The following is a 25,306-nucleotide window of genomic DNA, read 5'->3' as shown; positions in this document are numbered from 1 at the left end:
ACGCCGTCTTCTGCTCGATCATCGCCCAGTGCCCGCAGTTCGGGAATACGTGCAGTTCCGCCCGCGGGATCGACCGCATCGGGAGGATCGCCATGTCCAGCGGGCTGACCCGGTCGTCGCGACCCCACGTGAGCAGCGTCGGCGCCGTCACCTTGTGCAGCTGGGCCCAGTACGGGGTCGCGTCGGACGCGAGTGCCGCCTTGGCGCCGGCCTCGAACGCGGCCTTGCTGTACATCTTGCGGGCGCTGGCGAGGGTCTCGGGGTCGGTGGCCTGCGTCCAGCGTTCCTCGATCAGTTCCTCGGTGACCATGGCGGGGTCGAACACCATCGAGTGCAACCACGCGATCAGTCGTTCCCGGGTGGGGTCGTCGGTGAATTCCATCAGGAGGTTGATGCCCTCGCCGGGACCGGGGCTGAAGAGGTTCCTGCCGATGCCGCCGATGGTGATCAGCTTGGCGACGCGGTCCGGGTGCGCGATGGCGAACTGGGTGCCGACGATGCCGCCCATCGAGTTTCCGAGCACCGCCACCTCGTCGAGTCCGAGCCCGTCGAGGAAACGGAGCACCGCGTCGCCCGCGGTGAGCATCGGGTGGCCACCGAAGTCGTCGCTGACCCCGAATCCCGGGAACTCCAGGATGAAGGTGCGGAAGTGCTCGGCGAAGACGCCGAGGTTGCCGCGGAAGTTGCGCCACCCCGTCACGCCGGGGCCGGAGCCGTGCAGCAGCAGAAGAGGCGGACCGTCGCCGGCCTCGTGGTAGCGAAGCACGCCGAGGTCGGTCTTCAGCTCCTTCAGGGTGCCCTCGTAACTCGAGTCAGTCGTCATGGTCGATCACGTTGCCAGCGTGGTCCCGGCTCGGACAGGAGCGATCCCGGTCAGCGAGACACCACCCCTCCCGGGCATGGTCCGGGCGGGGACTTCCACTGACCGAGACGGCATCTCGTGGCCTTTCGGAGGCGTCCCTAGCCTCGGGATCGATCGCCGAATCGGTCGGCGACGCAGAGCAATCGGAGGCGGTCTGATGGCAACCGAACCGGCCGGCAACAAGCCCGCGGCACACCCGCACGCACCGTCACCGGACGAGATGCGCCGGGCCCTCGGACAATTCGCCAGCGGCGTGACGGTGGTGACGGGGCTCGACACGGAGGGCCCGGTGGGTTTCACGTGCCAGTCGTTCGCGTCGGTGTCGCTGGAGCCGCCGCTGATCCTGTTCTGCGCCGATCACCGCGGGCGGGCGTGGCCACGCATCCGGCGGTCGGGGCGGTTCACGATCAACGTGCTGCGCGAGGACCAGACGGACCTCTGTGCCCGGTTCGGTTCGAGCCGGGGTGCCAAGTTCGACGGGCTCGCGTGGGAGCCGTCGCGGTGGTCGACGCCGTCGCTGCCGGGGGTCCTGGTGCGTGTGCATGCAGACGTGCAGTCGGTGCACACGGCCGGCGATCACGACGTCGTGATCGGACGCGTCCGGGAACTCGAATCGGTCTGCGAGGAGCGTCCGATGGTGTTCTTCCGGGGCGGTTTCGGTCTCGATGCCGCTCCGCTGCCCGTGCGTGCGTAACGAGTCCAGGGACTCGTCAACCGCGCACGGGCGTCAGAGCCACTGGCCCGACTGCACCGCGAGGAGCTGGTCGAGGGTCTCGGTCGACCACGAGCTGTCCCGGATCTCCGGGGTCCGGCGGCCGCGACGGGGCGTTCCCAGTTCGGGGTGCAGCGTCCGGGTGACTTCCCGGGCGGCGTCGACGACGAGCGGGGCGACGCGCTCGAGTTGGACGGTGCGCGCATCACCGCACAGCGAGATGCCGGCCACCGGTCCGTCGGCGCTGCGGACCGCGACGCCGACGCACCCGATTCCGCGCACCGCCTCACCGCGCTCGAAGGCGAGCCCGCGGCGCTGCCGGATCCGGTTGAGCTCCTGGTGCAGCGTGGACAGTTCGGTGATCGTGCGGTCCGTGCTCCGGCTGAGCCGCGGCCCGTACATTCCGTCCACCTGCTCCGGGTCGACCCACGCGAGCATCGCCTTGCCACCCGCCGTCGTGTAGGCGGGCACGCGCCCGCCCACCCGGGACGGCAGGGTCGCGGCCATCCGCCCGCCCACCTTGTCCAGGTACACGCTCTCCGCGCCGTCCAGCACGGCCAGGTGCACGACCATCCCGGTCTGCATGTGCAGCTCGTGCAGCAGCGGGGCCGCCGCGGCCCGGACCTGGCTGTGCCCGTTGTCGCCGCCGCCGAGTCCCATCGCCCGCCGTCCGAGGCAGTAGCCGAAGCTGGCGTGGTCGACCCAGTCGAGCCGGACGAGCTGGTCGAGGATGCGGTGCACCGTGGACCGCGGCAGCCGGGTGCGGCACGCCACCTCTTCGAGCGTCAGGCGCGACGTCCGGCCGTCGAACGCGTCGAGGATGAGCGTCATCCGTTCCACCATCGACGGCGGCAGATCCTTCTTCGCAGCGGGTACCGACAGTGCATCATCCGAATCGACGACAGTCATCGACGCCTCCAAATATCCTGGTCACACGCATGCGTCCGACAAAAACTGAAATGAATTCTTAAAATACTAACAGCCGCGCCCGCCGCGGGGAAGGAATCGGACAACCACCGCGCCCGGTCACCGGGAATGCCCGCGCACCCCGCGGGGTGCCTCCACTACAACGGTGACGACAGACGACCCCGAGAGCGGAGTTACGAACTGATGCACATAGGAATCGCGCCGCCCATCGTCATCGCGCACCCCGCAGTCCGCGCGGACTGGGAACGCGGCGCCGGCATCGCGGAGTTGACCGCGATCGCCCGGACCGCCGACCGCCTCGGCTACCACCACCTCACCTGCAGCGAGCACGTCGCCATCCCCACCGACGTCGCCGTCGAACGCGGCGGCACCTACTGGGACCCGCTCGCGACTCTCGGGTTCCTCGCCGCCCACACGACGACCATCCGCCTCGCCACGCAGGTCCTGGTGCTCGGCTATCACCACCCCCTCGAGATCGCCAAGCGCTACGGCACGCTCGACGTCGTCAGCGGCGGCCGGCTCGTACTGGGGCTGGGCGTGGGCAGCCTGCGCGAGGAATTCGACCTGCTCGGCGCGCCTTTCGACGACCGGGGTGCCCGCGCCGACGACGCCCTCGCCGCACTGCGCGCGTCCCTGTCGCAACCCCGGCCCGAGTACCACGGCCCGTTCTACGACTTCGACGGCGTCGTCGTCGAACCGCACGCCGTCCAGCCGCGAGTCCCGCTGTGGATCGGGGGACGCACACTGCGGTCCCTGCGCCGCGCGACGACGCTCGGCGACGGCTGGGTGCCGTTCGGTCTGTCGCTCGACGAATTGTGCGCGCTGCTCGCGCGGGTCGACGTCCCCGAGAATTTCGAGGTGGTCCTCAGCGCAGGCGCCCCGCTCGATCCGATCGGCTCCCCCGACACCGTGGCCCGCTCCCTCGAAAAACGTCGTGAGGCCGGCACCACCGTCGTCAGCGCCACCCTCGCGTCCACCAGCGCTACCCACTACTGCGAGCAACTGGAGGCCCTCCGGCAGCTGGGCGACACCCTCGGCCTCTCCTTCCGCACCACGACCGAAGACAGGATCCGCCCATGACCGGCACCGAAGAACTCCTCCGCACACTCGCCGAACGCGTCACCGCCCTCGAGGACAAACTCGCCATCCTCGAGCTGATGACCGCCTACGGCCCCGCCATCGACAGCGGGTCGGCCGACGCCGTCGCGCGTCTGTGGACCGAGGACGGCGTGTACGACGTGGACACCGGGGTAATGCGCGGGCATGCGGCCATCACGGCGATGGTGCAGTCGCAGGCGCATCAGGGCTGGATCGGCGGTGGCTGCGCGCACATGCTCGAGCCCGGGCACGTGCGCGTCGACGGCGACACCGCGGTGGCGACGTGCAAGTCGCAGTTGATCATTCACGACGACGCCGGGTTCCGGGTTCACCGGATCACCGCAAACCGGTGGGAGCTCGCCAAGATCGACGGCGAGTGGAAGGTGACCCGCCGCGTCAATCGGCTTCTCGACGGCCGTGAGGAGGCGCGCACCCTGCTGGCCGCGGGGGTGCGCCACTGAGCACGGCTTCGGCTGCACGGAAACGAGGCCCGCAGGTGCTGCGGGCCTCGTCCTCGTGCGGCGGGCGACGGTCAGGCGACCATCTCCGACTTGGCCACGGCCGTGTCGGCCGGGCGCTCGATCTTGTTGCGGGTGAGGAGAAGTCCCATCACCGCGGCCAGCAGTCCGGAGACCGCCAGCGTGAAGAAGGCGTAGACGAATCCCTTCTCGGAGTACTGCGCGGCGCGGCCCACCAGCACGACACCGGGGATCGCGACGATGGCGATCATCATCTGGCTGCCGATCGCACTGCCCAGCGAACCGGACAGGTTCAGCATCCCGCCGGCGATCCCCTGCGTCTGCGCGGGCACGGTGCGCATGATGAGGTTCGGCAACGTCGCCGACGCGGAACCGAGCCCGAGGCCGATCACCAACTGCCCGAACATCATCTGGACGGTCGAGTCGTGGAGGGTGGCGAGCAGGACCGACCCGAGCGACAGGGCGGCGCCACCGAACACCAGAACCGGCGCGGGGCCGATGCGCCGGGTGAAGTACCCGCCGACGGGACCGGCGATCATCGACATGATGCCGGTGGGGACGGTGTAGACGGCCACGGCGAGGGCGGTGACACCGAATCCGTAGCCGAGACCGAGGCCGGGATCGGTCATCACGAACATCGGGATGAGCATCGAATGGCTGACCAGGACGAACTGGACGAAACCGCTGGCCGCCAGGGTTTTCGCGACGGGGCCGTGCCGGAGCATCTGCAGGTCGATGAGCGGCTCCTTCGGCGTGCGTTCGTAGACCAGCCATCCGGCGAGAACGGCGAGACCGCCGCCCACGCACAGAAGTGTCTGCGGGTCCGTGTATCCCCAGGTGGCGGCCTTGCCGATGCCGAACAGCAGCACGAAGGCGCCGAGTCCGAGGATGACCGCACCGAGCACGTCGAGCTTCGACTTCGTGCGCAGGGTGGTCTCGGGCACGAAGACCGCGACCGCGATGCCGACGACCGCCACGTGGGCAAGTTGCGCCCAGAACACGCCGGTGTAGCCGAAGTGGTCGATGAGATAGCCGCCGATGATCGGGCCGAGGATGGTGCTCGCCCCCATACCCGTGGCGACGAATCCCACCGCCACGGGAATCATCGACGGCGGCAGGATGTCGCGGATCAGCCCGTAGGCGAGCACGAGGATCGCCATGCCGGCACCCTGGAGGCCGCGGCCCACGAGGAACAGTTCGAACGTGGGGGCCAGCGCTGCGAGGAGCGATCCGGCGCCGAATACCGCGGCCGACACGAGCATCATCCGCTTCTTGCCGTAGATGTCGCCGAGTTTGCCGACCAGCGGAGTCGAGGCGGCGAGCATAAGCGTGACGATCGTGATCACCCAGCCGACGTTCGCGGTGCCGAAGTGTTTCGCGATCTCCGGCAGCGCCGGGGTGACGAAGTTGTAGGCGAGTGGGATGACCTCGACCAGGAGGATGATCAGGGCCAGGAGGGCGAACGACTTCCCGCGTGAGAGCGGTGCGCGCTCCGCCTCACCTGGGGACAGGGGCATGTTATGCATATGTGGCTCCGGGGGATTCGAGTGGATCAGCACGCCCAACCTGGCATGGCGCCCAGTGACGCCGACCACAGTTCCCACTCACCGAGACCTGCCCGCAGCCGGTGCACGGTGACGCAAAGCGGCGACAGTAGTAGAAAACATTCCTGCACAATATTTCGCCAACATAGTGACTGATCAGTAGTTCATGCGATACAACTAGAATGAAATCTAGTTTTCTCTTCGCGGATCAGGAGTTCCCATGACGGAATCACTCAGCCTCACCGGACGCACCGCCGTCGTCACCGGCGCCGGCGCAGGCCTCGGCCGGGCCGAGGCCCTCGCACTCGCGGCCGCCGGAGCCGCGGTCGTCGTCAACGACATGGGCGACGGTGCGCACGAAGTCGCCTCGGAGATCACTGCGGCCGGCGGCCGGGCCGTCGCCGTCACCGGTGACGTCTCAGACTGGGCGCTCGGCGCACGCCTCGTCGACGAGGCCGTCAGCGCGTTCGGATCGATGGACATCCTCGTCAACAACGCCGGAATCCTGCGCGACAAGATGATTTTCAACCTCACCGAATCCGACTGGGACGACGTCATCCGCGTCCACCTCAAGGGCCACGCCGCCACGTCCCGCGCCGCGGCCGTGCACTGGCGCGCGGCGAGCAAGGCCGCCGGCGGTCCGGTGTACGGGCGGGTCGTCAACACGTCGTCGGAGGCGTTCCTGTTCGGATCGGCGGGACAGCCGAACTACTCGGCCGCGAAGGCCGGGATCACGGCGCTCACACTGTCGACGGCACAAGGACTGTCCCGTTACGGGGTGCGGGCCAATGCGATCTGCCCGCGCGCCAGGACGGCCATGACCGCCGACGCGTTCGGCGAGAACCCGGGCGAGACGGGCCTCGACCCCCTGTCCCCCGAACGGGTCGCCACCCTCGTCCACTACCTGGCCTCCCCCGCCGCCGACGAGATCACCGGGCAGGTGTTCGTCGTCTACGGCAAGATGGTCGCGCTCATGGAGGCACCGAAGGTCGAGAACCGCTTCGACGCAGCGGGTTCCGCGTTCTCAGCCGAGGAGCTCGACGGCCTCCTCACACCGTATTTCGCCGGTCGCGGACCGTACGAGAACTACGCGGCGTTCAGCGTCGCCGAACTGGAGAAGGCCGCGCTCGCGACCGGCGACCTCGCCGGTGCCTGAGCCGCGATCACAGAAGGAGCACACGATGAGGCTGCACGGTAAGACGGCGATCGTGACCGGCGGCGCCGGCGGCATCGGACGGGCCGTCACGACGGTGTTCGTCCGCGAGGGCGCGAACGTCCTGTTCGTCGATATTGACGACGAACGCGGCCGGGAACTCGAGCAGGAACTGGGACCGACCACCCGTTTCCTGAACGCCGACATCTCCCGGCGCGAGTCCGCCGAGCAGATCCGGGACGCCGCGGTCGCAGCGTTCGGATCGGTGGACGTGCTGGTCAACAACGCCCACGCGTCGCGGCAGGCGTTGCTGATCGACCACACCCAGGAGATGTTCGACCTCTCGTTCCGGACCGGGTTCTATCCCGTGGTGCACCTGATGCAGGCCTGTTACGAGCAGTTGAAGGCGGCGAACGGTTCGGTGATCAACTTCGCGTCCGGGTCCGGACTCGACGGGATGCCGACCCAGACGTCGTACGCCGCCGCGAAAGAAGCGATTCGCGGGGTGAGCCGGGTGGCGGCCAACGAATGGGCGGCCGATCAGATCCGGGTCAACGTGATCTGCCCGTTCGCCGCGACCGAGGGCGTCCTCGCCTGGCAGGAACGGTTCCCCGACCGCGCCGCCGCGTCCGTCGCGAAGGTTCCGCTGCAGCGCATCGGCGACCCCGAGACCGACATCGCGCCCGTCGCCGTGTTCCTCGCGTCCGACGATTCCCGATACATGACCGGCCAGACACTGATGGCGGACGGCGGCAGCATCAAGCTGCGCTGATCCGCCCGGACAGGAGAGAAGACGATGAACGAATTCCAGGGCCGAGTCGCCCTGATCACCGGCGGTGCCCGCGGCCAGGGACGCAGCCACGCGGTCGCACTGGCGGAACGCGGGGCAGACATCGTGCTGTGCGACCGCTGCGAGGACAGCCCGGCGGTGAACTACCCCCTCGCCACCGCCGCCGACCTCGACGAGACCGCCGAACTGGTGCGCGCCGCCGGCCGCCGGTGCCTCACCACCAAGGCGGACACCGCCGACCGGGCCGCGATGGACGCACTCGTCGCGGAGGCGGAGTCCGAGTTCGGGCGAATCGACATCGCGGTCGCGAATGCCGGCGTCTCCGTGGCCGCCCCGGTGCAGTCGCTCACGCAGGAACAGTGGTCGGAGGCGATCGGTTCCAACCTCACCGGCGTCTTCAACACGGTAGGGGCGGTGGCACCCGGCATGATCCGGCGGGGATACGGCCGGATCGTCACCATCTCGTCGATGCTGGGCCGCGCCGGCAGCACCAACATGGCGGCGTACGCGGCGTCGAAGTGGGGCGTCATCGGACTCACCAAGAGCGCGGCGCTCGATCTCGCTCCGCACGGCATCACCGTGAACGCGATTGCGCCGGGCAATATCTCGACACCGATGATCCACAACGACGCCCTCTACCGGATGATGCGTCCCGATCTGGAGGCACCCGCCGCGGAGGATGTGGAACCGGTGTTCCGCAGCCTGCACGCCCAGCCCGTGCCGTGGCTGGACGCCGCCGAGATCACCCGCGTCGTGCTGTTCCTCGGCGCCGAGGCCAGCGCGCACATCAGCGGCATCGTCCTCCCCGTCGACGCGGGTACTGCCGCCCGCGGCCTGTGAGTACTTATTAACCGCCCGACGTTGACAAGTACTCACGGGTGCAGGTTGATCAAGGCTTTGACCATGTCCGTTTCGGCGCTAGTCTGAACCCATGCCCGAGGAGACGACCGACCAGAGCACTTTGGACTTCCTGTCCTTCATGGACTTCGCGGTGGGCAAAACCGTAGACGAGTTGCCCGAGGTCGATCCGGTGTCGATGCGACTGGTGCTCGCGCTGCACCGGGTGACGAGCGCCCTCGTCTACGACCTCGAGGCGACGGTCCACCGGCCGAGCGGGTGGAGCTGGCCGGGGTTCCGGGTGCTGTTCGTGTTGTGGCTCGCCGGACCATGCGAGGCCAAGCGGGTGGCGTCGCTGTCCGGGATGAGCAGGTCTGCGGTGTCGGCCCTGGTGAACACGCTCGAGCGCGACGGGCTCGTGACCCGGCGACCGTCGGCCGGCGACCGCCGGGCGGTCGACCTCGAGCTGACGGACGCCGGGCGCGAGGCCATCGTCAGCACGTACTCGGCGCACAACAAGCGCGAGCAGACGTGGACCGAGACGCTGACACCGTCGGAGCGGGTCGTCCTGATCGGGTTGCTGGAGAAGATGGCGTCGGGCACCGCCGCCCGCGAAGCCGTCAAACGCAGCTAGCCGTGGCGAGCAGGTGATGGCCGTGAGCAGCCCCGGGGAACAGCGTCTCGTCTCGTTCGACGAGTTCCGCGAGTCGGTGAGCGACGCGTTCGTCCCCCTCGAGATGACGTCGGCGGACCACGACGACTTCCGCGGCGTGGTGCGCGGCGCGACGGTCGGGGCGGTCCGGATCAGCGAGGTCACGGCCGCCCCGCACGTCATTCGGCGCACGCCGCGGACGATCCGCGCCGCCAACCCCGACTACTTCAAACTCGGATTGCAGGTGGGCGGCTGCTGCGTCCTCACCCAGGACGGCCGGGAAGCCGCGCTCACCCCGGGCGACTTCGCGATCTACGACACGACCCGCCCGTATCAGCTGTCGTTCGACGACCGGTTCCGGATGCTGGTCGTGATGTTCCCCCGGCATCTCCTGCGCGTGCCGTCCGACGGCATCGCCCAGCTCACCGCGCGCCGGGTGTCGGGCAGGCAGGGGCTCGGCGCCGTCGTCACGCCCCTGTTGCGCGGGCTCGGCGAGCAGATCGCCGACGCCTCCCCTACCGTCGCGCTGCATCTCGGCGACGCCGTCCTCGACCTCGTCGCGGCGGCGTTCGCGGAGCAACTCCACCTCGCCGACGGGCTGATTCCGCGGTCGCGCGGGGACGAACTGCAGGCCCGGGTCACCGCGTTCATCGACGAGCGGCTCGCCGACCGGGAACTGGATCTGCAGTCGATTGCCGCCGCCCATCACATCTCGGTGCGGCACCTGCAGAAGATGTTCGAGGCCGAGGGCGTCACGGTGAGCGGATGGATTCGGCGCCGCCGCCTCGAGCAGTGCCGTCGGGATCTCGCCGACCCCCGGTACCGCGAGCTGACCGTCTCGGCCATCGGTGCCCGCTGGGGTTTCGCCGACGCCGCCCACTTCTCCCGGCTGTTCAAGGCCACCCACGGATCGACGCCCGGTACCTATCGCGCCGCGGCCGCCGCGCTCACGGAGCCGGAGCCTCGGATTCGATGATCTCCGCGATCTCGTCGACGTGGACGGGTCTGCGCCAACTGTCCCAGCCGACGTGGATCTGCCGCGGATGAACGACCGCGTCCAGTACGGCGGATTGGTGAGTGTGCCCGTGCAGCAACCAGTCTCCCCCGTCCTGCAGGCGGTATTTCACGCCCCGGTCTTCCTCGGTGTGGTCGCCGGTGTACGGGAAATGGGACAGCAGCACCGTCCGGCCGGCGATCTTCCGTCGCGCGAACAGCTGCACCGACGCGAATGTGTCCAGGAAGACCCGCTGCCTGAGGTGGCTGTTGCGATTCGCCATCGGGTGGCACGAGTCGTGATTGCCGGGGATCAGATGCAGCTCGACGTTCCGTTTCCGCGCGAACTCGTCCAGCGCGCGGAGCGCCCAGTCCTCGGCGGCCTTACCTCCGACGGTGACGTCGCCGAGTATCCACAGTTGATCCCCGCTCCCGACGGCGGCGCCCATCGCGTCGAGGATGGATTCGTCGTGCGCGTCGATCTCCGCGTCGAAGCCCCGGATCTCCACCAGCCGCTCGTGCCGAAGGTGTAGGTCGGACGTGAACCACACGGTCATGCCAGGAACCGCGACCGCAGCTCCGCGAAGAACGCTGCCGACAAACGTGTGAAATCGTCGGCGCTCACCCGAATGGGATCGCCGATCTCGAGCTTCAGAACGGACTTGCCGGGAACGTACGCGAGGACGTTGATGCCGCGCAGGACGCCGCCGTTGTTCATCAGCGAGTCGGCAATGATCTCGACTTCGTTGAGCGGGTTCGCGTCCTTACCCGTCACCGCCCGCACCCGGTGGACGAAGTAGCGGTCCAGCGCGAGGACCATGTTGCCGAAGAACAGGGGCTCGAAGTCCTCCAGTGCGGCGAAGACCTTCTTGCCAGTGACCTCGCCCGCGATCGCTCCCGTCAGCGACGTGTACGCGGCGAGTTGCTCCGCGATGGACGCCTCGGCGTGATCGATCTCGTCCTGCGTGTAGTTCTTCCGTCCGAGCACTTCGCCGTCTCCTTCTTATCACCGGGTGCCGGATCGACACGCTGAGAACTCCCAGACCAGCAGTGTTCCACCTTTCGCGTCCCAGCGGATCGGGGTTGGAGGTGCGATACTCCCGGGTGGCTCCTGGCTCGTATTCAAAACCGGCAACCGAGCAGTCCGGAAGGATGCACCGATGAAGGTCACGATCGCACGAACCGTAGGAATTGCCGCCGCAGTCACCGGCGTGGGTCTACTCGCCGCCCCCACGGCGTCCGCGGCACCCGAGGACATCACCGTCGACATCACCGACGACGGGAATGCGGTGGTCATGGAGGTCCGGTACGACGTCCCCGGCGCGGTGTTGTGCCTGATGAACGTCCTCCCCGAACGGGGAACCACGCCCGCCGCCGTCGTGGGCCCGACCGTCGTGATGGGCGGCGACGACGGCGAACTCCGGGCCACCGTCGATCCCGGCGAGTACACGGTGCAATGGTCCTGCTCGAGCATTCCATCTTTCGAGCAGTGGGGCACCGCTCCGCCGCTGACCAACGGCACCGAGGACCCCACCACCGTCACCGTCACCGACACGTCCGGACCGGGCGGCGGAGGCTCGTCGGGCAGCCCGTTCGGGAGCTGACGGCCCCCGCATACGTGAGCGGCAAAGCGTGTTCGAGCACTCTTTCGCACTCACGTATGCGGGACCGGCGAACTTCCTGGGGCGGGGGCGTAACGAAACCGGTGCGAGTGGGGATTGACAGTACGGAATCCCGCAACGGACAGGAACCCTCCGCCATGGCTACCGTCACGCACATCGATATCGCTCGCGCCCGCCGCTCCCGTCGGGTTCTCTTCATCGGAAACCCCACCCGGTACAAAGAGGTGTCGCACTGGGCGATGGTCAAGCAGTGGATGGTCGTCCACGGACTCGAGCCCGTCCGGAAGCTGGACGGCCCCGCGCTCTGCGCGATCGTCACCGAGGACGTCCTCGACGGAGTCGGCTCGCCCCAGGACGCGCAGGCCATTCAGAATGCCCGTGAACAGGGCATTACGGTGATCAGCGTGCACGACAGCACCCAGATCTGGCAGGCCACGGCCCGCGTCCGCGCGTCCATCGCGCGATCCGGGGGCGGCGCGCACTCGAGCCCGCACCACCAGGGAGCCTGAGAAAACCGGAGCCCGTCGTGGTCGATTGGGACGGCGAAGGCTACGCCGATGTCGGCGCACTGCAGCGCGCCGTCGCGGAACAGTCGATCGCCGAGCTCGACCTCGCCGGCACTGAACGGGTGCTGGACGTGGGGTGCGGCGACGGATTCGTCACACTCCGGATCGCCGAGCGACTCCCCGGCGGTTCGGTGGTCGGAGTGGACGCCTCCCCGCGGATGATCGCGAAGGCCGAGTCCCGGGCGGTGCCGGACGGCGCCCGCGCCGAGTTCCGTATCGCGGACGCTCGCGACCTTCCGTTCGACGACGAGTTCGACGTCGCGATGTCGTTCAACGCGCTGCACTGGGTTCCCGACCTGCAGGTCGCGTTGGCCGCGATCGCCCGCAGCGTCGTGGACGGTGGCCGGGTGATCGTCCAGATGGTGTGCGCCGGTCCACGGACCAGCGTCGAAGACGTGATGATGGCCGTCTCGGCCCGCCCACGGTGGGCGGAGTTCTTCACCGACTTCCCGGCGCCGTTCATCCACGTCGAGCCGGACACATTCCGCGGACTCGCGAGGGCGGCAGGACTCGACACCACGAACCTCGTCGTGCGGGACGTCGAGTGGGACTTCGGTTCCCGACAAGAATTCGTGCGGTGGTGCACCGTCGGGTCCACCGACTGGACCGCGCACCTCGACGACGCCGCCGTCCCCGAGTTCATGGACGACGTCGCACGCGAGTACGAGCAGATCTCCGGACGCCCGGGGTTGTTCCTGTTCACCCAGATGCGTGCCGAACTCGTCCGGGCGTCCTGACAGCCACGCGTCGGCTGTGGTGGGACCGTAGCTTCCTCGGTCAGGGACGGAGCCCCCGCGCCTACTCGAACCTTTTGTGAGGACTCTCAGCCTGTGCTCTTCGAATTGATCTCGGCGAGGCCCGTTCCGCTGAGTTGGGCACCGGTCAGGTCGGCGCCACTCAGGTCTGCACCGCTGAGGTCCGCTTCGGTCAGATTCGCGTCGCGCAGATCCGCGCCACGAAGATCTGGATATTCGAAATCCGCCCCGCGCGCGTAGATTCCCGCGCACTTTGCATTTACGAGAATCGCTCGACTCAGCATCCCGTTCTCGAGATCTGCTCCTGACAGAACTGCGCCGGACAGATCCGCTCCCGATAACCGGATGCCCGCAAGGTGCGCCCGGTTGAGATCGATCGAAACCAGACAACTGTCCGCGAGCTCCGTATCGAGTTGACCCCAGACGTTCTTGCCGTCAGCACCCACCGACCGCAACCACCAGTCGGCGCGACGAGCAATCGTATCGACTAACGCTTTTCGTAATTCACGTTCGCGCGCACTGAGTCCGGCGGATCCCTCTTCTACACCCATTCGCAGATAGGCTCGCAGCAGATCGACCGACGTCTGCGCGTCCGCGCGCTGACCGGCGCGGACCCACTCGTCTGCGAGCGCTGCCAAGCCGTAAGCTCCCGCTAAGTGGGCTGATTCATAAGTTCGTCGGGGGATGTTGCCGGGCGGTCGGGTCGCCGAGGTAAAGGCCACATGCGCAGTCGGGTGCGTCCTCGGGACTGCCGGCGAAGTTTCCGTTGGGCAGGACCGAGTCCTGGTACTTGCCGGTGCTGCCGAGGTAGATCACGAATCCCCACACTGGCAGATCCGCCGTACCGCAGTCGCATCAACGGGATCACTGTCCCGTCGGTCAACACCCCGTCGACGTAAGCGAAGTTGCTAAGGAATCGGGTGTTGATCGTGGACAGCTGCGTCCACCTGCTCCGGGCCCGATCCAGCAGTTTCCAGCGCAGCGAGTTCTTCGTCGATTCCGGCGGCGTCGGCATGTCTGTGATGGTGCCCGATCGGCGTGACTTTCGTGCTGGCCGGCGTGTCGTTGCCTCGGGGATTGCTGTGGCCGGTGTGGTGTATGTGCCGTGAGTGATCCAAGTTGTTTTCCGGTGTATGGTGCATCGTGGTGATGGCGAGCCCGTACCGGGATGCCCTCAAACCCTGGCGGTGCCAGTCGTGGATCTTTGTCCGGACCCGCAGTTCGAGACCAAGGCGGCCGTCGTCCTCGATCTCTAGGCCCGAAGGTACACGGAGTCGAACTGGGGGCGGACGATTACGTGATCTCCGCGGACTGGGGGTCCCTCCCGCTCGCGGGGGCGAAACAATCCATCCAGGCCCGCCGGCGCTGCCATCACACGCAGCCGGCAGGCCCAGGCCGGCAGATGCGCGTCAATCACGACTACCGCCGCGGTGGGGCACTGGCATATCTGGCGGCCTACGACGTGCACCGGGCGAAGGTGTTCGGCCGGTGTGAAACCACGACGGGCATCGCCCCGTTCACCGCGCTGGTCAATCAGGTCATGCGCCAACAGCCGTACGCCTCTGCGGAGCGGGTGTTCTGGGTTGTCGACAACGGGTCCTCGCATCGTGGGCGGGCCGCGATCGATCGGTTGGCCACGAGGTATCCGAACGCGGTGATGATCCATACCCCGAAGCACGCTTCGTGGCTGAGCCAGGTGGAGATCTACTTCTCGATCATTCAACGCAAGGTGCTGTCGCCCAACGATTTCGAAGAAGTCGATGCTGTCGAACGGCGCCTGCGCGAATTCGAGGACCGGTACAACGCCACCGCGGTGCCGTTCAAGTGGCGCTACACCACCGCGGACCTGCACCGACACCTCGAACGACTCGACCACCACGACCGAAACCGAGAAGCGGCATGACCCCCGACGAATTTACGAACCCAACCACTAAGTCCGACAATCGCCGATTGCTCGTGTTCGCCGCCGTTCGCCACAAGAGGTGTCGCCGACCAATCAGGAAACAATCTTGCGGGAGAACGCTCTTGGTGCAAGAGCTCGGATCTGCAAGGATCGCGATTCGTGTCCCGGAGGAGCAGCAGGCGAGGCACGGCCGGATGCTCGACGACGCCGCCCGGGGCCGGCCCACGGTGGTTCGGTGTGGCGGGAGCAATTGACCCGGTTCGCGCCGGTGGCGCGGATCGAGCGGTACGTGTCCGCGGTCTGCGTTACAGTCGAGGCCCTGCGAGAGGCGGCGTGGCAGAGGGCGGGAAGAGGGAGATTGATGAAGTTGTCGGGGATGGCGGCTCTTCTCGAAAAACCATTGAGCCCGAGTATATTCGGGTTGCGCCTGGCACCGGAACGGCCGGCATGAGCGGGCCAGAATCGACTGCGCCGCGACAGTTCGCGTTCACCACCCGCGCCCACGCGGCGGTCGACGACACGACCGGCGAGCAGATTGGTCTCGACGAGGTCGACACCAGAGTGGGGTGGCTGCTCGACCTGATCGCCGGTGCCGGCACCGAGTTGGTGTCGCGGTTGTGGCAGCCGGTTACGTTCGACGTGCTCGCGGCAGGTCGCGACCGGCAGGACCGCCGGTGCAGGGTCATGTCGCCGCCGCCCGCCTCGGCTGGAACCCGCACTACCCGGACGGAATCTACGTGCCCTCACGGGTGAGCAGGGTGGTGACCGCGCAGGTGATGGCCACCCTGCGGACCCTCGCCTACCGGGACACCGCGATCACGGCACTGTCGGCCCGATTCGACCCGTCCACCGGCACTCTGGCGCCGCCGACCGAACCGGGCGACTGGGTGCCATTGGGTTTCGCTCGGGGCGTGCGGCGCCAGCTCGTCGCACGCGCCCGCCGCACCGACGGTGCTCAGCCGAAGCGGTTGCGGATCACCGACGTCCAGGGACCACCGCAGACGAGCGCGATGGCGCGGTTGTCTGCTGCGGATCGGCAGCTCGCGCAGCTCACCGCGGCAGACCGTGAGTTGGTGTTGACGGTGAAGCTCCCCATCAGTCCAACCCCGGCAGGGCGGGCGCAGTGGCGCGGTGTCCGGTTGACCGCGACCATCCCCGCGCACCTGCACGGCAGGGCGATCACCGACTGGCATCTGCCGACGCTGGTCCTCGACCGGAAAGGTCTATTGTGGCGGTGCGCCGCGACCGAACTCGTCCCCGCCGGTGACCTGGGATCGGCGACCGTCGCGGTGGGGGTGGATTGGTCCCCATCCACACTCGGCGCCGCCGCCATCACCACCGAGAACTCGGACGGGCTGTTGTCGGATTACCTGGGCTGGACGTACGACGACCGCGGCCTCGGGACCAAACTCGCACGCCTGCAGACCGAAGGCCAGATACTGCACCGCAAGGCGGCCCGGTTGGAGAAGCTGGCCGCCACCGCCCCACCCAAGGTCCGCGCCCAACTCGAGGAGAAGATCGCCATCCTCAACGAGCACCGCACCGCGGTGGGCGTCAAGCGCGGGAAGATCAACCGGGAACTGGGATTCCACTTCGCCCGCCAGGTCACCGACTACACCGCCACCGCGGGTGCGCAGGTGATCGCGGTCGAGGACCTCACGACCCTCGAGACCCGCGGACACGGACGGGTCAACAACAACCGGGCCGCGCAATCGGCCCGCCGCAAGGCCGTCGCCGCACTTACGCACACCGCCGCCGGTGTGGGTGTCGCGGTGGTCACGGTGCCGGCCCGCGGATCCTCCGCACAATGTCCGGGCTGCGACGAACCCCTCGCCCGCCCCGGCGGCTACCACACCGCGTGGTGTCCGGGTTGCCGGGTCGGCGGCAACCGCGACCACATCGCCGGGGTAAACCTGGCCAAACGCGCGCTGCTCGGCAAAAACAAAGTCGCCCGCCGGCGGGGGCAGCTGCCCGCGATCCGGGTCGCCGAGCACGCACCGGTCCGCAAGTCCCGGGACAAGACCAGCCCGACACCACCACGGCCACGGCACCGCCGGGTCCGCCACAGCATCCCCACGACAACACCCCGGGTGGGGGTGACTCCGAAACAGCATGATCCTGCCCCACAAGCGTCGGTGTGGGACACGGTCAAACCCACACCACCGCAAAGTGATGCGGGTAGCCGTGACACACGTCCATCTCCCACGCCCGCCACACCAGTGACAGACAATACGAGATCTACGTAGACGCTCCAAACGTTCACAACTGCTCGCTGCAGGTCGTTCGCAACGCCAGCGTCGACCCGATCAAGTACCTGATGAAGTACTTCGACATCAGGGCCCACGAGGAAGACCTCGCCGAGGTGGAGAGCCTCGGGGACGGCATCACCCGCCTGGAGGATGCGGTCGCGAATATTCAGCAGCGGGAGGCCGGCATCACGCAAATGGTCAACCCTCCGAAGTTCATCCTCGAGCACTACTCCGACGAGTTCATGAAGCACGTCGGAGTCGAGTTGTCACCGATCAGCGTGCCGTACCCGGTCTATACCTTCGAGTACGTCAGCGCCGGTGGAAACAGCGGCCAGCGATCGTCGGTCACTCTCAACCGGCAGACGATCGACGTGCTGATCGAGACAATGTCGCAGAAGATCAAGTGGCGGAAGAGCGCGGCGGGCCAGCGCGCGCTCATGACCACGAAGCTGCGCAACATGATCAAGACCCGTGACAACCACACTTGCCGGCACTGCTCGATTTCCCTGTCGGCGGAACCGCACCTGTTGTTAGAGGTGGATCACATCATGCCTGTGTCCAAGGGCGGTCTGACAGCGCCGGAGAATCTACAAACCTTGTGCTGGCGGTGCAACCGGACCAAGTCGAACAAGATCATCGCGGCGGGGTAGGGCTGCGGCATTCATGGTGCCCCCAGTCGGACTCGAACCGACACTGTGCGGATTTTAAGTCCGCTGCCTCTGCCAATTGGGCTATAGGGGCTACCGGCCGCCGAGGGTGTTGCTCGGTGACCGTGCGCAGATCACCCTAACTCAGGCGATCGACAAGGCGATTCCGTCGAGGATGTCGTGTTCGCTGACGACGAGTTGGTCGATGCCTGCCTTCTTCTCGAATGCGTCGGCGAGGGCGAGGGTCACGATCGCTCCGCCGCCGATGACGTCGACCCGACCGGGGTGCATCGGGCCGAGCGCGGCGCGTTCGGTGTGGGTCATGGCGATCAGCGAGGTGCAGACTTCCCGCAGCCGGGGCAGCGGGATGCGGGAGAGATGCACCTGTTCGGCGTCGTATTCGGGCAGCTCTTTCGCGAGTGCGGCGATCGTGGTCATCGTGCCGGCGACACCGACCCAGGTGTGGGCCTGTTCGACGGGGACGCGGGCGAACGCCTCGTCGAGGCGTTCCTGCGCGAACACCCGGGCGTCCTCGATCTGCGCCTGTGTCGGCGGGTCGTCGTGCAGGCAGCGCTCGGTGATGCGCACGCATCCGATGTCGGTGGAGAACGCCGCGTGGACGCCGGATTCGTCGCCGAGCACCACTTCGGTGGAACCGCCGCCGAGGTCCACGACCACGAACGGCCCCTGGGCGGGATCGAGTTCCCCGACCGCCCCGTTGAACGACAGTCGTGCTTCCTCGTCGCCGGTGATGACTTCGGCCCCGGCGCCCGGGATGACGGCGCCCAGCACGTCGCGGGTCATCGAGAAGAAGTCCTCCCGATTGGACGCGTCGCGGGTGGCGGACGTGGCGACCATGCGGACGGCGGTGGCGCCTGCGTCGGCGATCATTCCGGCGTACTCGGTCAACGCGACGCGGGTGCGTTCGATGGCCTCGGGCGCAAGCCGCCCGGTGGCGTCCACACCCTGACCCAGCCGAACGACGCGCATCTCGCGACGGACGTCGTGCAGTGCGCCCTTGTCGTCGACGTCGGCGACGAGGAGGCGGATGGAGTTCGTGCCGCAGTCGACGGCGGCGACGCGCGTCACTGCTCGGGGCTTTCGATGTCGTCGATGCCGGGCCAGTCCGCGGGAATCGCGGTGCCCCTCAGCTTTCCGCCTGCTGCGGACGCGGCGAGGGCCACGGACTCGTCGCCGAGCGGGTTGACACCCGGCCCCTTCGCCAGAGAGTGAGCCATCAGCACGTGCAGGCATTTGACACGTTCGGGCATGCCGCCGCCGGTGAAGTCCGTTCCCAGGGGTTCGATGGCGTCGCGCTCGGCGAGATACGACTGGTGGGCGCGCAGGTATGCGGCCGCTAGTTCCGGATCCTGCCCGAGACGTTCGGTCATCTCACGCATGACACCCGCGGACTCCTGCCTGCTGGCCTCCGCGGTCAGTCGCGGGTCGGTCAGGTAGTAGAGCGTCGGGAACGGCGTTCCGTCGGGAAGTTTGGGCGCGGTCTTCACGACGCCGGGCGTGCCGTCGGGACTGCGGTACGCGATCTCAAGCACTCCTCGCGGTTCGCGGCCGAGTTGGGCGGCGACGGCGGCGAGGTCTTCCTGCGGCACGGGGCTGGACGGGTCGGACGAAGTGGTCACCCGGTGGGTTCTCCTGGTTCTGGCGGTACGGTCGGCGGCACCACGGGGGGCGCCGGAGCCGGTGCCGGCTGCACCTCGGGCGCGGCCGGCGGTTCTGAAATGGTCTTCCACAGGTCGGAGTACCAGGGGCCCGCCATCTCGGCGTCCTTCTCCTCCGGCTTCTCCGGCTCCTTGTAGTCGCCGGGCAGCTGCACCTGGAACGGGGTGTCGCCGGGCTTCACCCACCGGAGCCGTCCCCGTGCCTGCGCCTCGATGTAGGCGGGGTCGGAATAGCGTTCCTCGAGGATCCGCAGTTCCGCCAGATCCTTCTCGAGTTGAACCTGTTCCGCCGCAATACGATCCGCTTCCCCACGCTGGGTGAGGTAGTTGCGCAGCGGAACCGCGAGGGTGAGGGCGAGCAGCAGCACGACCATGACGAGGACGAGCGCCTGGCCCGTCGACAGCCCGAGGATCTTGTGCTCGGACTTCGGTATGCGGGTGGCCCCGGTCGCGCCCACCCGTCTCGGGCGGGCGCGACCGGGGAGCACCTTGCCGGTGTCGGCGCTGTCGACGGCGTCCGGTTTGCCGTCGGCCTGCCCCGGCGTCGTCGACTTGGTGGTGCGGGGCCGTCGCGCTCCGGGAGCGCCCTCCGCGCGGCTTCCGCGGGCCCGTTCACCACGCCCGGTGCCACGGCCGCCCGGACTTGCTCCGGACGACCGCGGCCTGCCGCGTTGTGCCACCTACCCCAACACCCCTAACTCGACTGTCGAACGTCAGCCTTCGAATGCGAACCGCGGGAAGGCGACCTCGCCGGCGTAGCGGGCGGCGTCGCCCAGGTTCTCCTCGATGCGCAGCAGCTGGTTGTACTTGGCGACGCGCTCGCTGCGTGCGGGGGCGCCGGTCTTGATCTGACCGCTGCCCACGGCGACCGCGAGGTCGGCGATGGTGGTGTCCTCGGTCTCGCCGGACCGGTGGCTCATCATCGTCTTGTAGCCGTTGCGGTGCGCGAGGTCGACGGCGTCGAGGGTCTCGGTCAGCGTGCCGATCTGGTTGACCTTCACCAGCAGCGCGTTCGCGGCGCCCTTGACGATGCCCTCTTCCAGACGCTCCGGGTTGGTGACGAACAGGTCGTCACCGACGAGCTGGACCTTGTTGCCGATCTGATCGGTCAGGGCGACCCAGCCGTCCCAGTCGTCCTCGTCCAGCGGGTCCTCGATGGACACGATCGGGTAGGCGTCGACCAGTTCGGCGTAGAACGCCGCCATCTCGTCCGCGGTCCGGTTGCTGCCCTCGAACTTGTAGCCGGTGCCGTCGGTATAGAACTCGGTGGCGGCGACGTCGAGCGCCAGCGCCACGTCGGTGCCCAGCACCAGGCCGGTCTTACCGATGGCGACGCTGATCAGGTCGAGCGCTTCCTTGGTGCCCGCGACGTCGGGGGCGAAGCCGCCCTCGTCACCGAGACCGGTGGCCAGGCCCTTCTCCTTCAGCACCGACTTGAGCGCGTGGTACACCTCGGCGCCCCAGCGCAGCGACTCCTTGAACGTGGCGGCACCGATCGGGGCGACCATGAACTCCTGGACGTCGACACCCGTGTCGGCGTGCGCGCCACCGTTGAGGATGTTCATCATCGGGACGGGCAGGACGTGGGCGTTGGGGCCGCCGACGTAACGGAAGAGGTCGAGACCGGACGACTCGGCGGCCGCGCGGGCGACCGCGAGGGACGCACCCAGGAGCGCGTTGGCGCCCAGACGCGACTTGTCGGGGGTGCCGTCGGCGTCCAGCAGGGCCTGGTCGACGGTCCGCTGCTCGGTGGCGTCGATGCCGATGATGGCCGGAGCGATCTCGCTCAGGACGGCCTCGACGGCCTTCTCGACACCCTTGCCGTTGTACCGGTCGCCGCCGTCACGCAGTTCGACGGCCTCGTGCTCACCGGTCGACGCACCCGACGGAACCGCGGCGCGAGCGAAACTTCCGTCGTCGAGCAGCACCTCGACCTCCACCGTGGGGTTACCACGGGAATCGAGGATCTCACGGGCTCCGACCTGCTCAATGATGGACACTTGCTGATTCTCCTTATATTGGCCTTCGCACTGTGCAGCGACCGGTCCGATCGTGCCAGGACACCAGATCGTGCCAGGACACAGCGTAACGGCACACCGAAACCCGCGCGGGATGGCGCGCCCCGCCGACGGCGATCCGCCCGCGCGACACCTGTCGATGCAGCGTCGATCACGTCACGACGCGGTGGTGGGAGGATTACGGGCGCACCCCGACGGAGTAGGCGGACGCCCGGTCGCGTACCAGGGTGAGGTACTCCCCCGACAGGTTGTAGGCCATCAGAGCCGACTGCCAGCCGTCCGGCGTGGTGAGATCGCCGCCGCGGTCGCACAGGTAGCGGGCGGCGGTCAACGACGCGTCGTCGATGTTGTCGGCGTCGGCCACGCCGTCACCGTTCGCGTCGACACCCCACCTCTTCCACGTTTCGGGAATGAACTGCAGGGGACCCATGGCGCGGTCGTGCACCGGGTCGCCGTCCATCGCGCCGCCGTCGGTGTCGGGGATCTCCGCGACGCCGGGTCCGCCGTCGAGGGGGATGCCCCGGATCTCGGGTGTCACCTGCCCGGTGGGCCCGACCGTCGAACCCGCGTGCGTGCCGTGCCTGCTCTCGACGCCGGCGATTCCGGCGAGGGTGGTCCACCCGATCCCGCATTCGGGTTTAGTCTCGGCCATCACCGCCGACGCGTAGCCGTACGCCTCGAGCGCGGTATTTCCGACGCCGATCGAGTCGGCCAGTCCGGCGGACCACTCGTGCAGTTGATCCGCGGAGCGTCCGGGTGCGTTGATGTCGATCGGCGGGGTTGCCGCGCCGGGACCGGGCGGGATGCCCTCCGGGATCGGGATGCCCTCCGGGATCGCGATCCTCGGTTGCTGCTCCCGCGAGCACGCGCCGTAGGCGAGAACCACGACCACCGTCGCCGCGAGGAGAGCGAACAGCGGCCCGGGCCATCGGGAACGACGTTTCGGCCACGCGGGATATCGGTTCACGTCTCCATCATCCACACCGAACTCGTCGATCCCAGCCAGGCGAGACGGCGTCCACACCGAATACGGGTCGCGGCACCGCAAAACACCAAAGGTAAAGAGTTGTAAAAGTGCTGGTGAGGGGTTCTTCGGCCGCGCAGGCGCGGTGTATGTTTTGCAGAGGGCTAAGGTTCGCCTTGCCTACGGCAAGGTTGCCTACCCAACCTTGCTGATCAGTCAGCTCGACCCGCCTCGATCAGGAGTGTGCATGTCCGTCCTCGCCGCAGGGACCGCGCCGTCGATCGCCACCCAGCTGTTCGGCAGCGGATTGATCGGTCTCCGGGAGGGCCTCGAGGCGGGCATCGTCGTCATGATCCTCGCCGCGTTCCTCGTGAAAGCCGAACGCAAGGACGCACTCAAATGGGTCTGGCTCGGCGTCGGCATCGCCGTGGCGATGGTGGCGGCGATCTTCCTCGTCATCCATTACGGAACATCCACCGTCACCGGACTGACCGCCGAGATCATCGCCGGCGTCGCCTCCCTCGTCGCGGTCGCGATCGTCACCACGATGGTGCTGTGGATGCGGAAGGCCGCGCGGTCCATCTCCCACGACCTCAAGGCCGGCATGGAGAAGGCACTGGTCGCCGGTCCGATCGCAGTGCTCACGCTCGCGTTCTTCGCCGTCGGCCGAGAAGGTGTCGAGACCGCACTCCTCATGGTCGGGTATGCCGAGAACACCGCGGGCAGCGCGTGGCCCCTCGTCGGCCTCCTGCTCGGCATCGTCGCGGCCGCGCTCCTCACCGTCCTGCTGTACATCGGCGCCGTCCGGCTCGACTTCGCGAAGTTCTTCAAGTACACCGGCATCTTCCTGATCATCGTCGCCGCCGGAATCCTCGGGTACGGCGTCCATGCGCTGCAGATCGGCGGCGTCCTGCCCGGCGGTTCCGCACTCGCATTCGACATCTCCGGCAGCTACGACGCCTCCAGCTGGTACGGCACCGTCCTGGCGGGCATCTTCAACTTCCGGCCCGACCCGACCGTCCTGCAAGTGGTCGCCTGGGCCGTGTACCTCGTCGTGGTCCTGTTCCTGTTCCTCCGGCCCGTCTCCGCACCCAAACGCGCATCCGAGCCGTCCGCATCCCCGACGGCCTCAGCGGCCCCCGAGCGCACTGCGTCCCCCTCACCCGACGAAACAGTTTCGTGAAAGGCAACTTCCGCCCATGAAGACCATGCGCCGATCCACCTTCGCCCTCGCCTCGGTCGCCGTGCTGCCACTGGCCCTCGCAGGCTGTACCGAGAAGTCGACGGCGAGCACCGACGACATCACCGTCACTGCGAGCGACGAGACCTGCGACGTCAGCGCCGACTCCGGCACGACCGGGAACAGCACGTTCCAGGTCACGAACAACGGCAGCAAGGTCACCGAGTTCTACGTGTTCGGGGAGGGCGACCGGGCGATGGGTGAGGTCGAGAACATCGGTCCCGGGCTCACCCGTCAGCTCATCGTGTCGCTGCCCGACGCAGGCACCTACCAGCTCGCGTGCAAGCCCGGCATGGTCGGCGACGGCATCCGCCAGGAATTCACCGTCACCGGCGATTCGATGAGCGCCTCCGACGAGAGCGGACAGCTCGCCGAGGCGGCCGACGGCTACCGCCGCTACATCCGCAGTCAGGTCGTCGCCCTGCAGGACACCACGCAGCAGTTCGTCGACGCCGTGAAGGCCGGCAACATCGATCAGGCCAAGGCCCTGTTCCCCGTCGCCCGCACCTATTACGAGCGCATCGAGCCCGAGGCGGAGAGCTTCGGCGAACTCGACCCCAAGCTCGATCTGCGGGAGGCCGACCTCGAGCCCGGGCAGGAGTGGACCGGCTTCCACCGGCTGGAGAAGGACCTGTGGGTGACCGGCCCCCAGCCCGACACCAACGCGATCGCCGACCAACTCGTCGTCGACGTCCAGTACCTCGCCGACCAGGTGAACGCCGAGGACTACGCGATCGACCCCACCAAGATCGCCGGCGACGCGCAGGGGCTGCTCGACGAGATCTCGACGTCGAAGATCACCGGTGAGGAAGACATCTTCTCGCACACCGACCTCTGGGACTTCCAGGCCAACGTCGACGGCTCGCAGGCCGCGGTCGCCGCACTGCAGCCGATCATCGAAGAACGCAATCCCGAACTGGCCGCGAACATCACTCAGCGTTTCGCGGACCTCGATACCGAACTCGCCCAGTACCGCCAGGGTGACGGGTTCGTCTTCTACGACACTGTCAACGAACAACAGCGCCAGGAACTGTCGCGCAAGATCGACGCCCTCTCGGCCGAGGTCAGCCAGGTTCAGGGCGTAGTAGCGGGCGCATGACCATGACTGATCCGACCGGTACGACCGACACGACCACCACGGTGGACGAGCGCAGGGGCATGTCCCGACGACGCCTGTTCGGCGCCGTCGGGGCGGGAGCAGCCCTCGCAGGCGCCGGTGCACTGGTCGGCCGCGCCACCGCCGCCGAAGCGCCGTTCTCGCACGCCGACGTCGTCGCCTTCCGCGGCGAACACCAGGCAGGCATCGTGACGCCGGCGCAGGACCGGATGCACTTCGTGGCGTTCGACGTCACCACGAAGTCCCGGGAGGAACTCGAAGCGCTGCTGAAGAAGTGGACCGTGATGGCCGAGCGGATGACCGCCGGCGAGGAGGCCACCCCGGACGGGGCGATCGGCGACGGCCTCTACGTTCCGCCCAGCGACACCGGGGAGGCGCTCGGCCTGGCGGCGTCGCAGCTGACGCTGACCATCGGGTTCGGACCCTCCCTGTTCGACGACCGGTTCGGGTTCGCATCCAAGAAACCCGCGGCGCTCGAAGAACTCCCGCACTTCCGGGC

At 67.9% G+C, this 25,306-nt stretch carries 28 protein-coding genes, 1 tRNA gene and 1 pseudogene; 18 read left to right on the top strand and 12 right to left on the bottom strand.

The window, feature by feature from the left end:
- The coding region (locus MLGJGCBP_RS02640; RefSeq protein WP_160093949.1) for an alpha/beta fold hydrolase at nucleotides 1-823 on the bottom strand (823 nt) is incomplete at its 3' end.
- 196 nt (nucleotides 824-1,019) lie between these two features.
- Here MLGJGCBP_RS02640 and MLGJGCBP_RS02635 point away from each other — a divergent pair.
- Nucleotides 1,020-1,556, top strand: coding sequence for a flavin reductase family protein (locus MLGJGCBP_RS02635; RefSeq protein ID WP_160093948.1), 537 nt, complete (start codon nucleotides 1,020-1,022; stop codon nucleotides 1,554-1,556).
- 33 nt (nucleotides 1,557-1,589) lie between these two features.
- Here the strand turns inward: MLGJGCBP_RS02635 and MLGJGCBP_RS02630 are convergent, their stop codons facing one another.
- Nucleotides 1,590-2,483: an IclR family transcriptional regulator gene (locus tag MLGJGCBP_RS02630; RefSeq protein ID WP_160093947.1), complete on the bottom strand. Its 894-nt coding sequence runs from the start codon at nucleotides 2,481-2,483 to the stop codon at nucleotides 1,590-1,592.
- A gap of 201 nt (nucleotides 2,484-2,684) precedes the next feature.
- On the opposite strand from MLGJGCBP_RS02630, the gene MLGJGCBP_RS02625 reads away from it, so the two are divergent.
- Nucleotides 2,685-3,581: an LLM class F420-dependent oxidoreductase gene (locus tag MLGJGCBP_RS02625; RefSeq protein ID WP_160093946.1), complete on the top strand. Its 897-nt coding sequence runs from the start codon at nucleotides 2,685-2,687 to the stop codon at nucleotides 3,579-3,581.
- The gene (locus MLGJGCBP_RS02620) at nucleotides 3,578-4,060 is read left to right on the top strand and encodes a nuclear transport factor 2 family protein (protein ID WP_160093945.1); all 483 of its coding nucleotides are present in this window, start codon (nucleotides 3,578-3,580) and stop codon (nucleotides 4,058-4,060) included. Before MLGJGCBP_RS02625 ends, MLGJGCBP_RS02620 begins: the two co-directional genes overlap by 4 nt.
- A 71-nt stretch (nucleotides 4,061-4,131) precedes the next feature.
- Here the strand turns inward: MLGJGCBP_RS02620 and MLGJGCBP_RS02615 are convergent, their stop codons facing one another.
- Nucleotides 4,132-5,595 carry an MFS transporter gene (locus MLGJGCBP_RS02615; protein ID WP_160093950.1) on the bottom strand — a complete coding sequence of 488 codons (1,464 nt, stop codon included), beginning with the start codon at nucleotides 5,593-5,595 and terminating at the stop codon, nucleotides 4,132-4,134.
- A 247-nt stretch (nucleotides 5,596-5,842) separates the two neighbouring features.
- Here MLGJGCBP_RS02615 and MLGJGCBP_RS02610 point away from each other — a divergent pair, with 247 nt between their 5' ends.
- The 5 genes from MLGJGCBP_RS02610 (at nucleotide 5,843) to MLGJGCBP_RS02590 (ending at nucleotide 10,030) form a co-directional block, all read left to right on the top strand.
- Nucleotides 5,843-6,778 carry a 3-oxoacyl-ACP reductase gene (locus tag MLGJGCBP_RS02610; protein ID WP_160093944.1) on the top strand — a complete coding sequence of 312 codons (936 nt, stop codon included), beginning with the start codon at nucleotides 5,843-5,845 and terminating at the stop codon, nucleotides 6,776-6,778.
- A gap of 25 nt (nucleotides 6,779-6,803) precedes the next feature.
- A complete protein-coding gene (locus tag MLGJGCBP_RS02605) occupies nucleotides 6,804-7,547 on the top strand; it encodes an SDR family NAD(P)-dependent oxidoreductase (RefSeq protein WP_160093943.1) in 744 nt (247 codons plus the stop codon).
- Nucleotides 7,548-7,571: 24 nt separating this feature from the next.
- Nucleotides 7,572-8,405, top strand: coding sequence for a mycofactocin-coupled SDR family oxidoreductase (locus MLGJGCBP_RS02600; RefSeq protein WP_087560223.1), 834 nt, complete (start codon nucleotides 7,572-7,574; stop codon nucleotides 8,403-8,405).
- 91 nt (nucleotides 8,406-8,496) lie between these two features.
- Nucleotides 8,497-9,036 carry a MarR family winged helix-turn-helix transcriptional regulator gene (locus tag MLGJGCBP_RS02595; RefSeq protein WP_160093942.1) on the top strand — a complete coding sequence of 180 codons (540 nt, stop codon included), beginning with the start codon at nucleotides 8,497-8,499 and terminating at the stop codon, nucleotides 9,034-9,036.
- Nucleotides 9,037-9,052: 16 nt separating this feature from the next.
- Nucleotides 9,053-10,030, top strand: coding sequence for a helix-turn-helix domain-containing protein (locus tag MLGJGCBP_RS02590; protein ID WP_160093941.1), 978 nt, complete (start codon nucleotides 9,053-9,055; stop codon nucleotides 10,028-10,030).
- On the opposite strand, the gene MLGJGCBP_RS02585 is transcribed toward MLGJGCBP_RS02590, so the two are convergent.
- Nucleotides 10,002-10,604, bottom strand: coding sequence for a metallophosphoesterase (locus MLGJGCBP_RS02585; protein WP_160093940.1), 603 nt, complete (start codon nucleotides 10,602-10,604; stop codon nucleotides 10,002-10,004). The genes MLGJGCBP_RS02590 and MLGJGCBP_RS02585 overlap by 29 nt on opposite strands.
- Nucleotides 10,601-11,035, bottom strand: coding sequence for a hypothetical protein (locus tag MLGJGCBP_RS02580; RefSeq protein ID WP_160093939.1), 435 nt, complete (start codon nucleotides 11,033-11,035; stop codon nucleotides 10,601-10,603). Before MLGJGCBP_RS02580 ends, MLGJGCBP_RS02585 begins: the two co-directional genes overlap by 4 nt.
- Nucleotides 11,036-11,207: 172 nt before the next feature.
- On the opposite strand from MLGJGCBP_RS02580, the gene MLGJGCBP_RS02575 reads away from it, so the two are divergent.
- The 3 genes from MLGJGCBP_RS02575 (at nucleotide 11,208) to MLGJGCBP_RS02565 (ending at nucleotide 12,972) form a co-directional block, all read left to right on the top strand.
- On the top strand, nucleotides 11,208-11,651 hold the full coding sequence (locus MLGJGCBP_RS02575; RefSeq protein ID WP_160093938.1) for a hypothetical protein: 444 nt from the start codon (nucleotides 11,208-11,210) through the stop codon (nucleotides 11,649-11,651).
- A gap of 155 nt (nucleotides 11,652-11,806) precedes the next feature.
- On the top strand, nucleotides 11,807-12,178 hold the full coding sequence (locus MLGJGCBP_RS02570; RefSeq protein ID WP_087560264.1) for a hypothetical protein: 372 nt from the start codon (nucleotides 11,807-11,809) through the stop codon (nucleotides 12,176-12,178).
- A 17-nt stretch (nucleotides 12,179-12,195) separates the two neighbouring features.
- Complete coding sequence (locus MLGJGCBP_RS02565; RefSeq protein ID WP_160093937.1) at nucleotides 12,196-12,972, top strand: class I SAM-dependent methyltransferase; 777 nt, start codon at nucleotides 12,196-12,198, stop codon at nucleotides 12,970-12,972.
- An 86-nt stretch (nucleotides 12,973-13,058) separates the two neighbouring features.
- Here MLGJGCBP_RS02565 and MLGJGCBP_RS02560 read toward each other — a convergent pair whose 3' ends face one another.
- Nucleotides 13,059-13,628, bottom strand: coding sequence for a pentapeptide repeat-containing protein (locus tag MLGJGCBP_RS02560; protein ID WP_160093936.1), 570 nt, complete (start codon nucleotides 13,626-13,628; stop codon nucleotides 13,059-13,061).
- Nucleotides 13,629-13,910: 282 nt separating this feature from the next.
- Between MLGJGCBP_RS02560 and MLGJGCBP_RS51375 the strand changes: the two genes are divergently transcribed.
- From MLGJGCBP_RS51375 to MLGJGCBP_RS02540, 4 genes and pseudogenes are all read left to right on the top strand, one after another.
- The gene (locus MLGJGCBP_RS51375) at nucleotides 13,911-14,099 is read left to right on the top strand and encodes a hypothetical protein (RefSeq protein WP_160093935.1); all 189 of its coding nucleotides are present in this window, start codon (nucleotides 13,911-13,913) and stop codon (nucleotides 14,097-14,099) included.
- Nucleotides 14,100-14,392: 293 nt separating this feature from the next.
- Nucleotides 14,393-14,893: a transposase gene (locus MLGJGCBP_RS02550; RefSeq protein ID WP_236580892.1), complete on the top strand. Its 501-nt coding sequence runs from the start codon at nucleotides 14,393-14,395 to the stop codon at nucleotides 14,891-14,893.
- Nucleotides 14,894-15,340: 447 nt separating this feature from the next.
- Nucleotides 15,341-17,139, top strand: a pseudogene (locus MLGJGCBP_RS02545) (zinc ribbon domain-containing protein).
- Nucleotides 17,140-17,210: 71 nt separating this feature from the next.
- On the top strand, nucleotides 17,211-17,792 hold the full coding sequence (locus MLGJGCBP_RS02540; protein ID WP_236580891.1) for an HNH endonuclease: 582 nt from the start codon (nucleotides 17,211-17,213) through the stop codon (nucleotides 17,790-17,792).
- A gap of 14 nt (nucleotides 17,793-17,806) precedes the next feature.
- Here MLGJGCBP_RS02540 and MLGJGCBP_RS02535 read toward each other — a convergent pair.
- From MLGJGCBP_RS02535 to MLGJGCBP_RS02510, 6 genes are all read right to left on the bottom strand, one after another.
- Nucleotides 17,807-17,883 (bottom strand) — tRNA-Leu (locus tag MLGJGCBP_RS02535).
- Nucleotides 17,884-17,933: 50 nt separating this feature from the next.
- Nucleotides 17,934-18,878: a Ppx/GppA phosphatase family protein gene (locus MLGJGCBP_RS02530; protein WP_160093934.1), complete on the bottom strand. Its 945-nt coding sequence runs from the start codon at nucleotides 18,876-18,878 to the stop codon at nucleotides 17,934-17,936.
- Nucleotides 18,875-19,429 carry a DUF501 domain-containing protein gene (locus tag MLGJGCBP_RS02525; protein ID WP_087560094.1) on the bottom strand — a complete coding sequence of 185 codons (555 nt, stop codon included), beginning with the start codon at nucleotides 19,427-19,429 and terminating at the stop codon, nucleotides 18,875-18,877. Before MLGJGCBP_RS02525 ends, MLGJGCBP_RS02530 begins: the two co-directional genes overlap by 4 nt.
- On the bottom strand, nucleotides 19,426-20,148 hold the full coding sequence (locus MLGJGCBP_RS02520) for an FtsB family cell division protein (protein ID WP_087560093.1): 723 nt from the start codon (nucleotides 20,146-20,148) through the stop codon (nucleotides 19,426-19,428). The genes MLGJGCBP_RS02525 and MLGJGCBP_RS02520 overlap by 4 nt, the downstream gene beginning before the upstream one ends.
- A 33-nt stretch (nucleotides 20,149-20,181) precedes the next feature.
- Nucleotides 20,182-21,468 carry a phosphopyruvate hydratase gene (gene eno / locus MLGJGCBP_RS02515; protein WP_072940896.1) on the bottom strand — a complete coding sequence of 429 codons (1,287 nt, stop codon included), beginning with the start codon at nucleotides 21,466-21,468 and terminating at the stop codon, nucleotides 20,182-20,184.
- A gap of 196 nt (nucleotides 21,469-21,664) precedes the next feature.
- The gene (locus MLGJGCBP_RS02510; protein WP_160093933.1) at nucleotides 21,665-22,453 is read right to left on the bottom strand and encodes a lytic transglycosylase domain-containing protein; all 789 of its coding nucleotides are present in this window, start codon (nucleotides 22,451-22,453) and stop codon (nucleotides 21,665-21,667) included.
- 244 nt (nucleotides 22,454-22,697) lie between these two features.
- Here MLGJGCBP_RS02510 and efeU point away from each other — a divergent pair, with 244 nt between their 5' ends.
- From efeU to MLGJGCBP_RS02495, 3 genes are all read left to right on the top strand, one after another.
- Complete coding sequence (gene efeU / locus MLGJGCBP_RS02505) at nucleotides 22,698-23,633, top strand: iron uptake transporter permease EfeU (protein ID WP_160093932.1); 936 nt, start codon at nucleotides 22,698-22,700, stop codon at nucleotides 23,631-23,633.
- A 16-nt stretch (nucleotides 23,634-23,649) separates the two neighbouring features.
- The gene (gene efeO, locus MLGJGCBP_RS02500) at nucleotides 23,650-24,789 is read left to right on the top strand and encodes an iron uptake system protein EfeO (protein WP_087560091.1); all 1,140 of its coding nucleotides are present in this window, start codon (nucleotides 23,650-23,652) and stop codon (nucleotides 24,787-24,789) included.
- A 2-nt stretch (nucleotides 24,790-24,791) separates the two neighbouring features.
- Nucleotides 24,792-25,306, top strand: a 515-nt coding sequence (locus tag MLGJGCBP_RS02495) for a Dyp-type peroxidase domain-containing protein (protein WP_201452940.1), incomplete at its 3' end; no start/stop codon positions are given.

It is taken from the genome of Rhodococcus sp. T7 (assembly GCF_009872365.1).
Classification (GTDB): domain Bacteria; phylum Actinomycetota; class Actinomycetes; order Mycobacteriales; family Mycobacteriaceae; genus Rhodococcus_F.
This window is presented reverse-complemented; position numbering and strand designations above follow the sequence as displayed.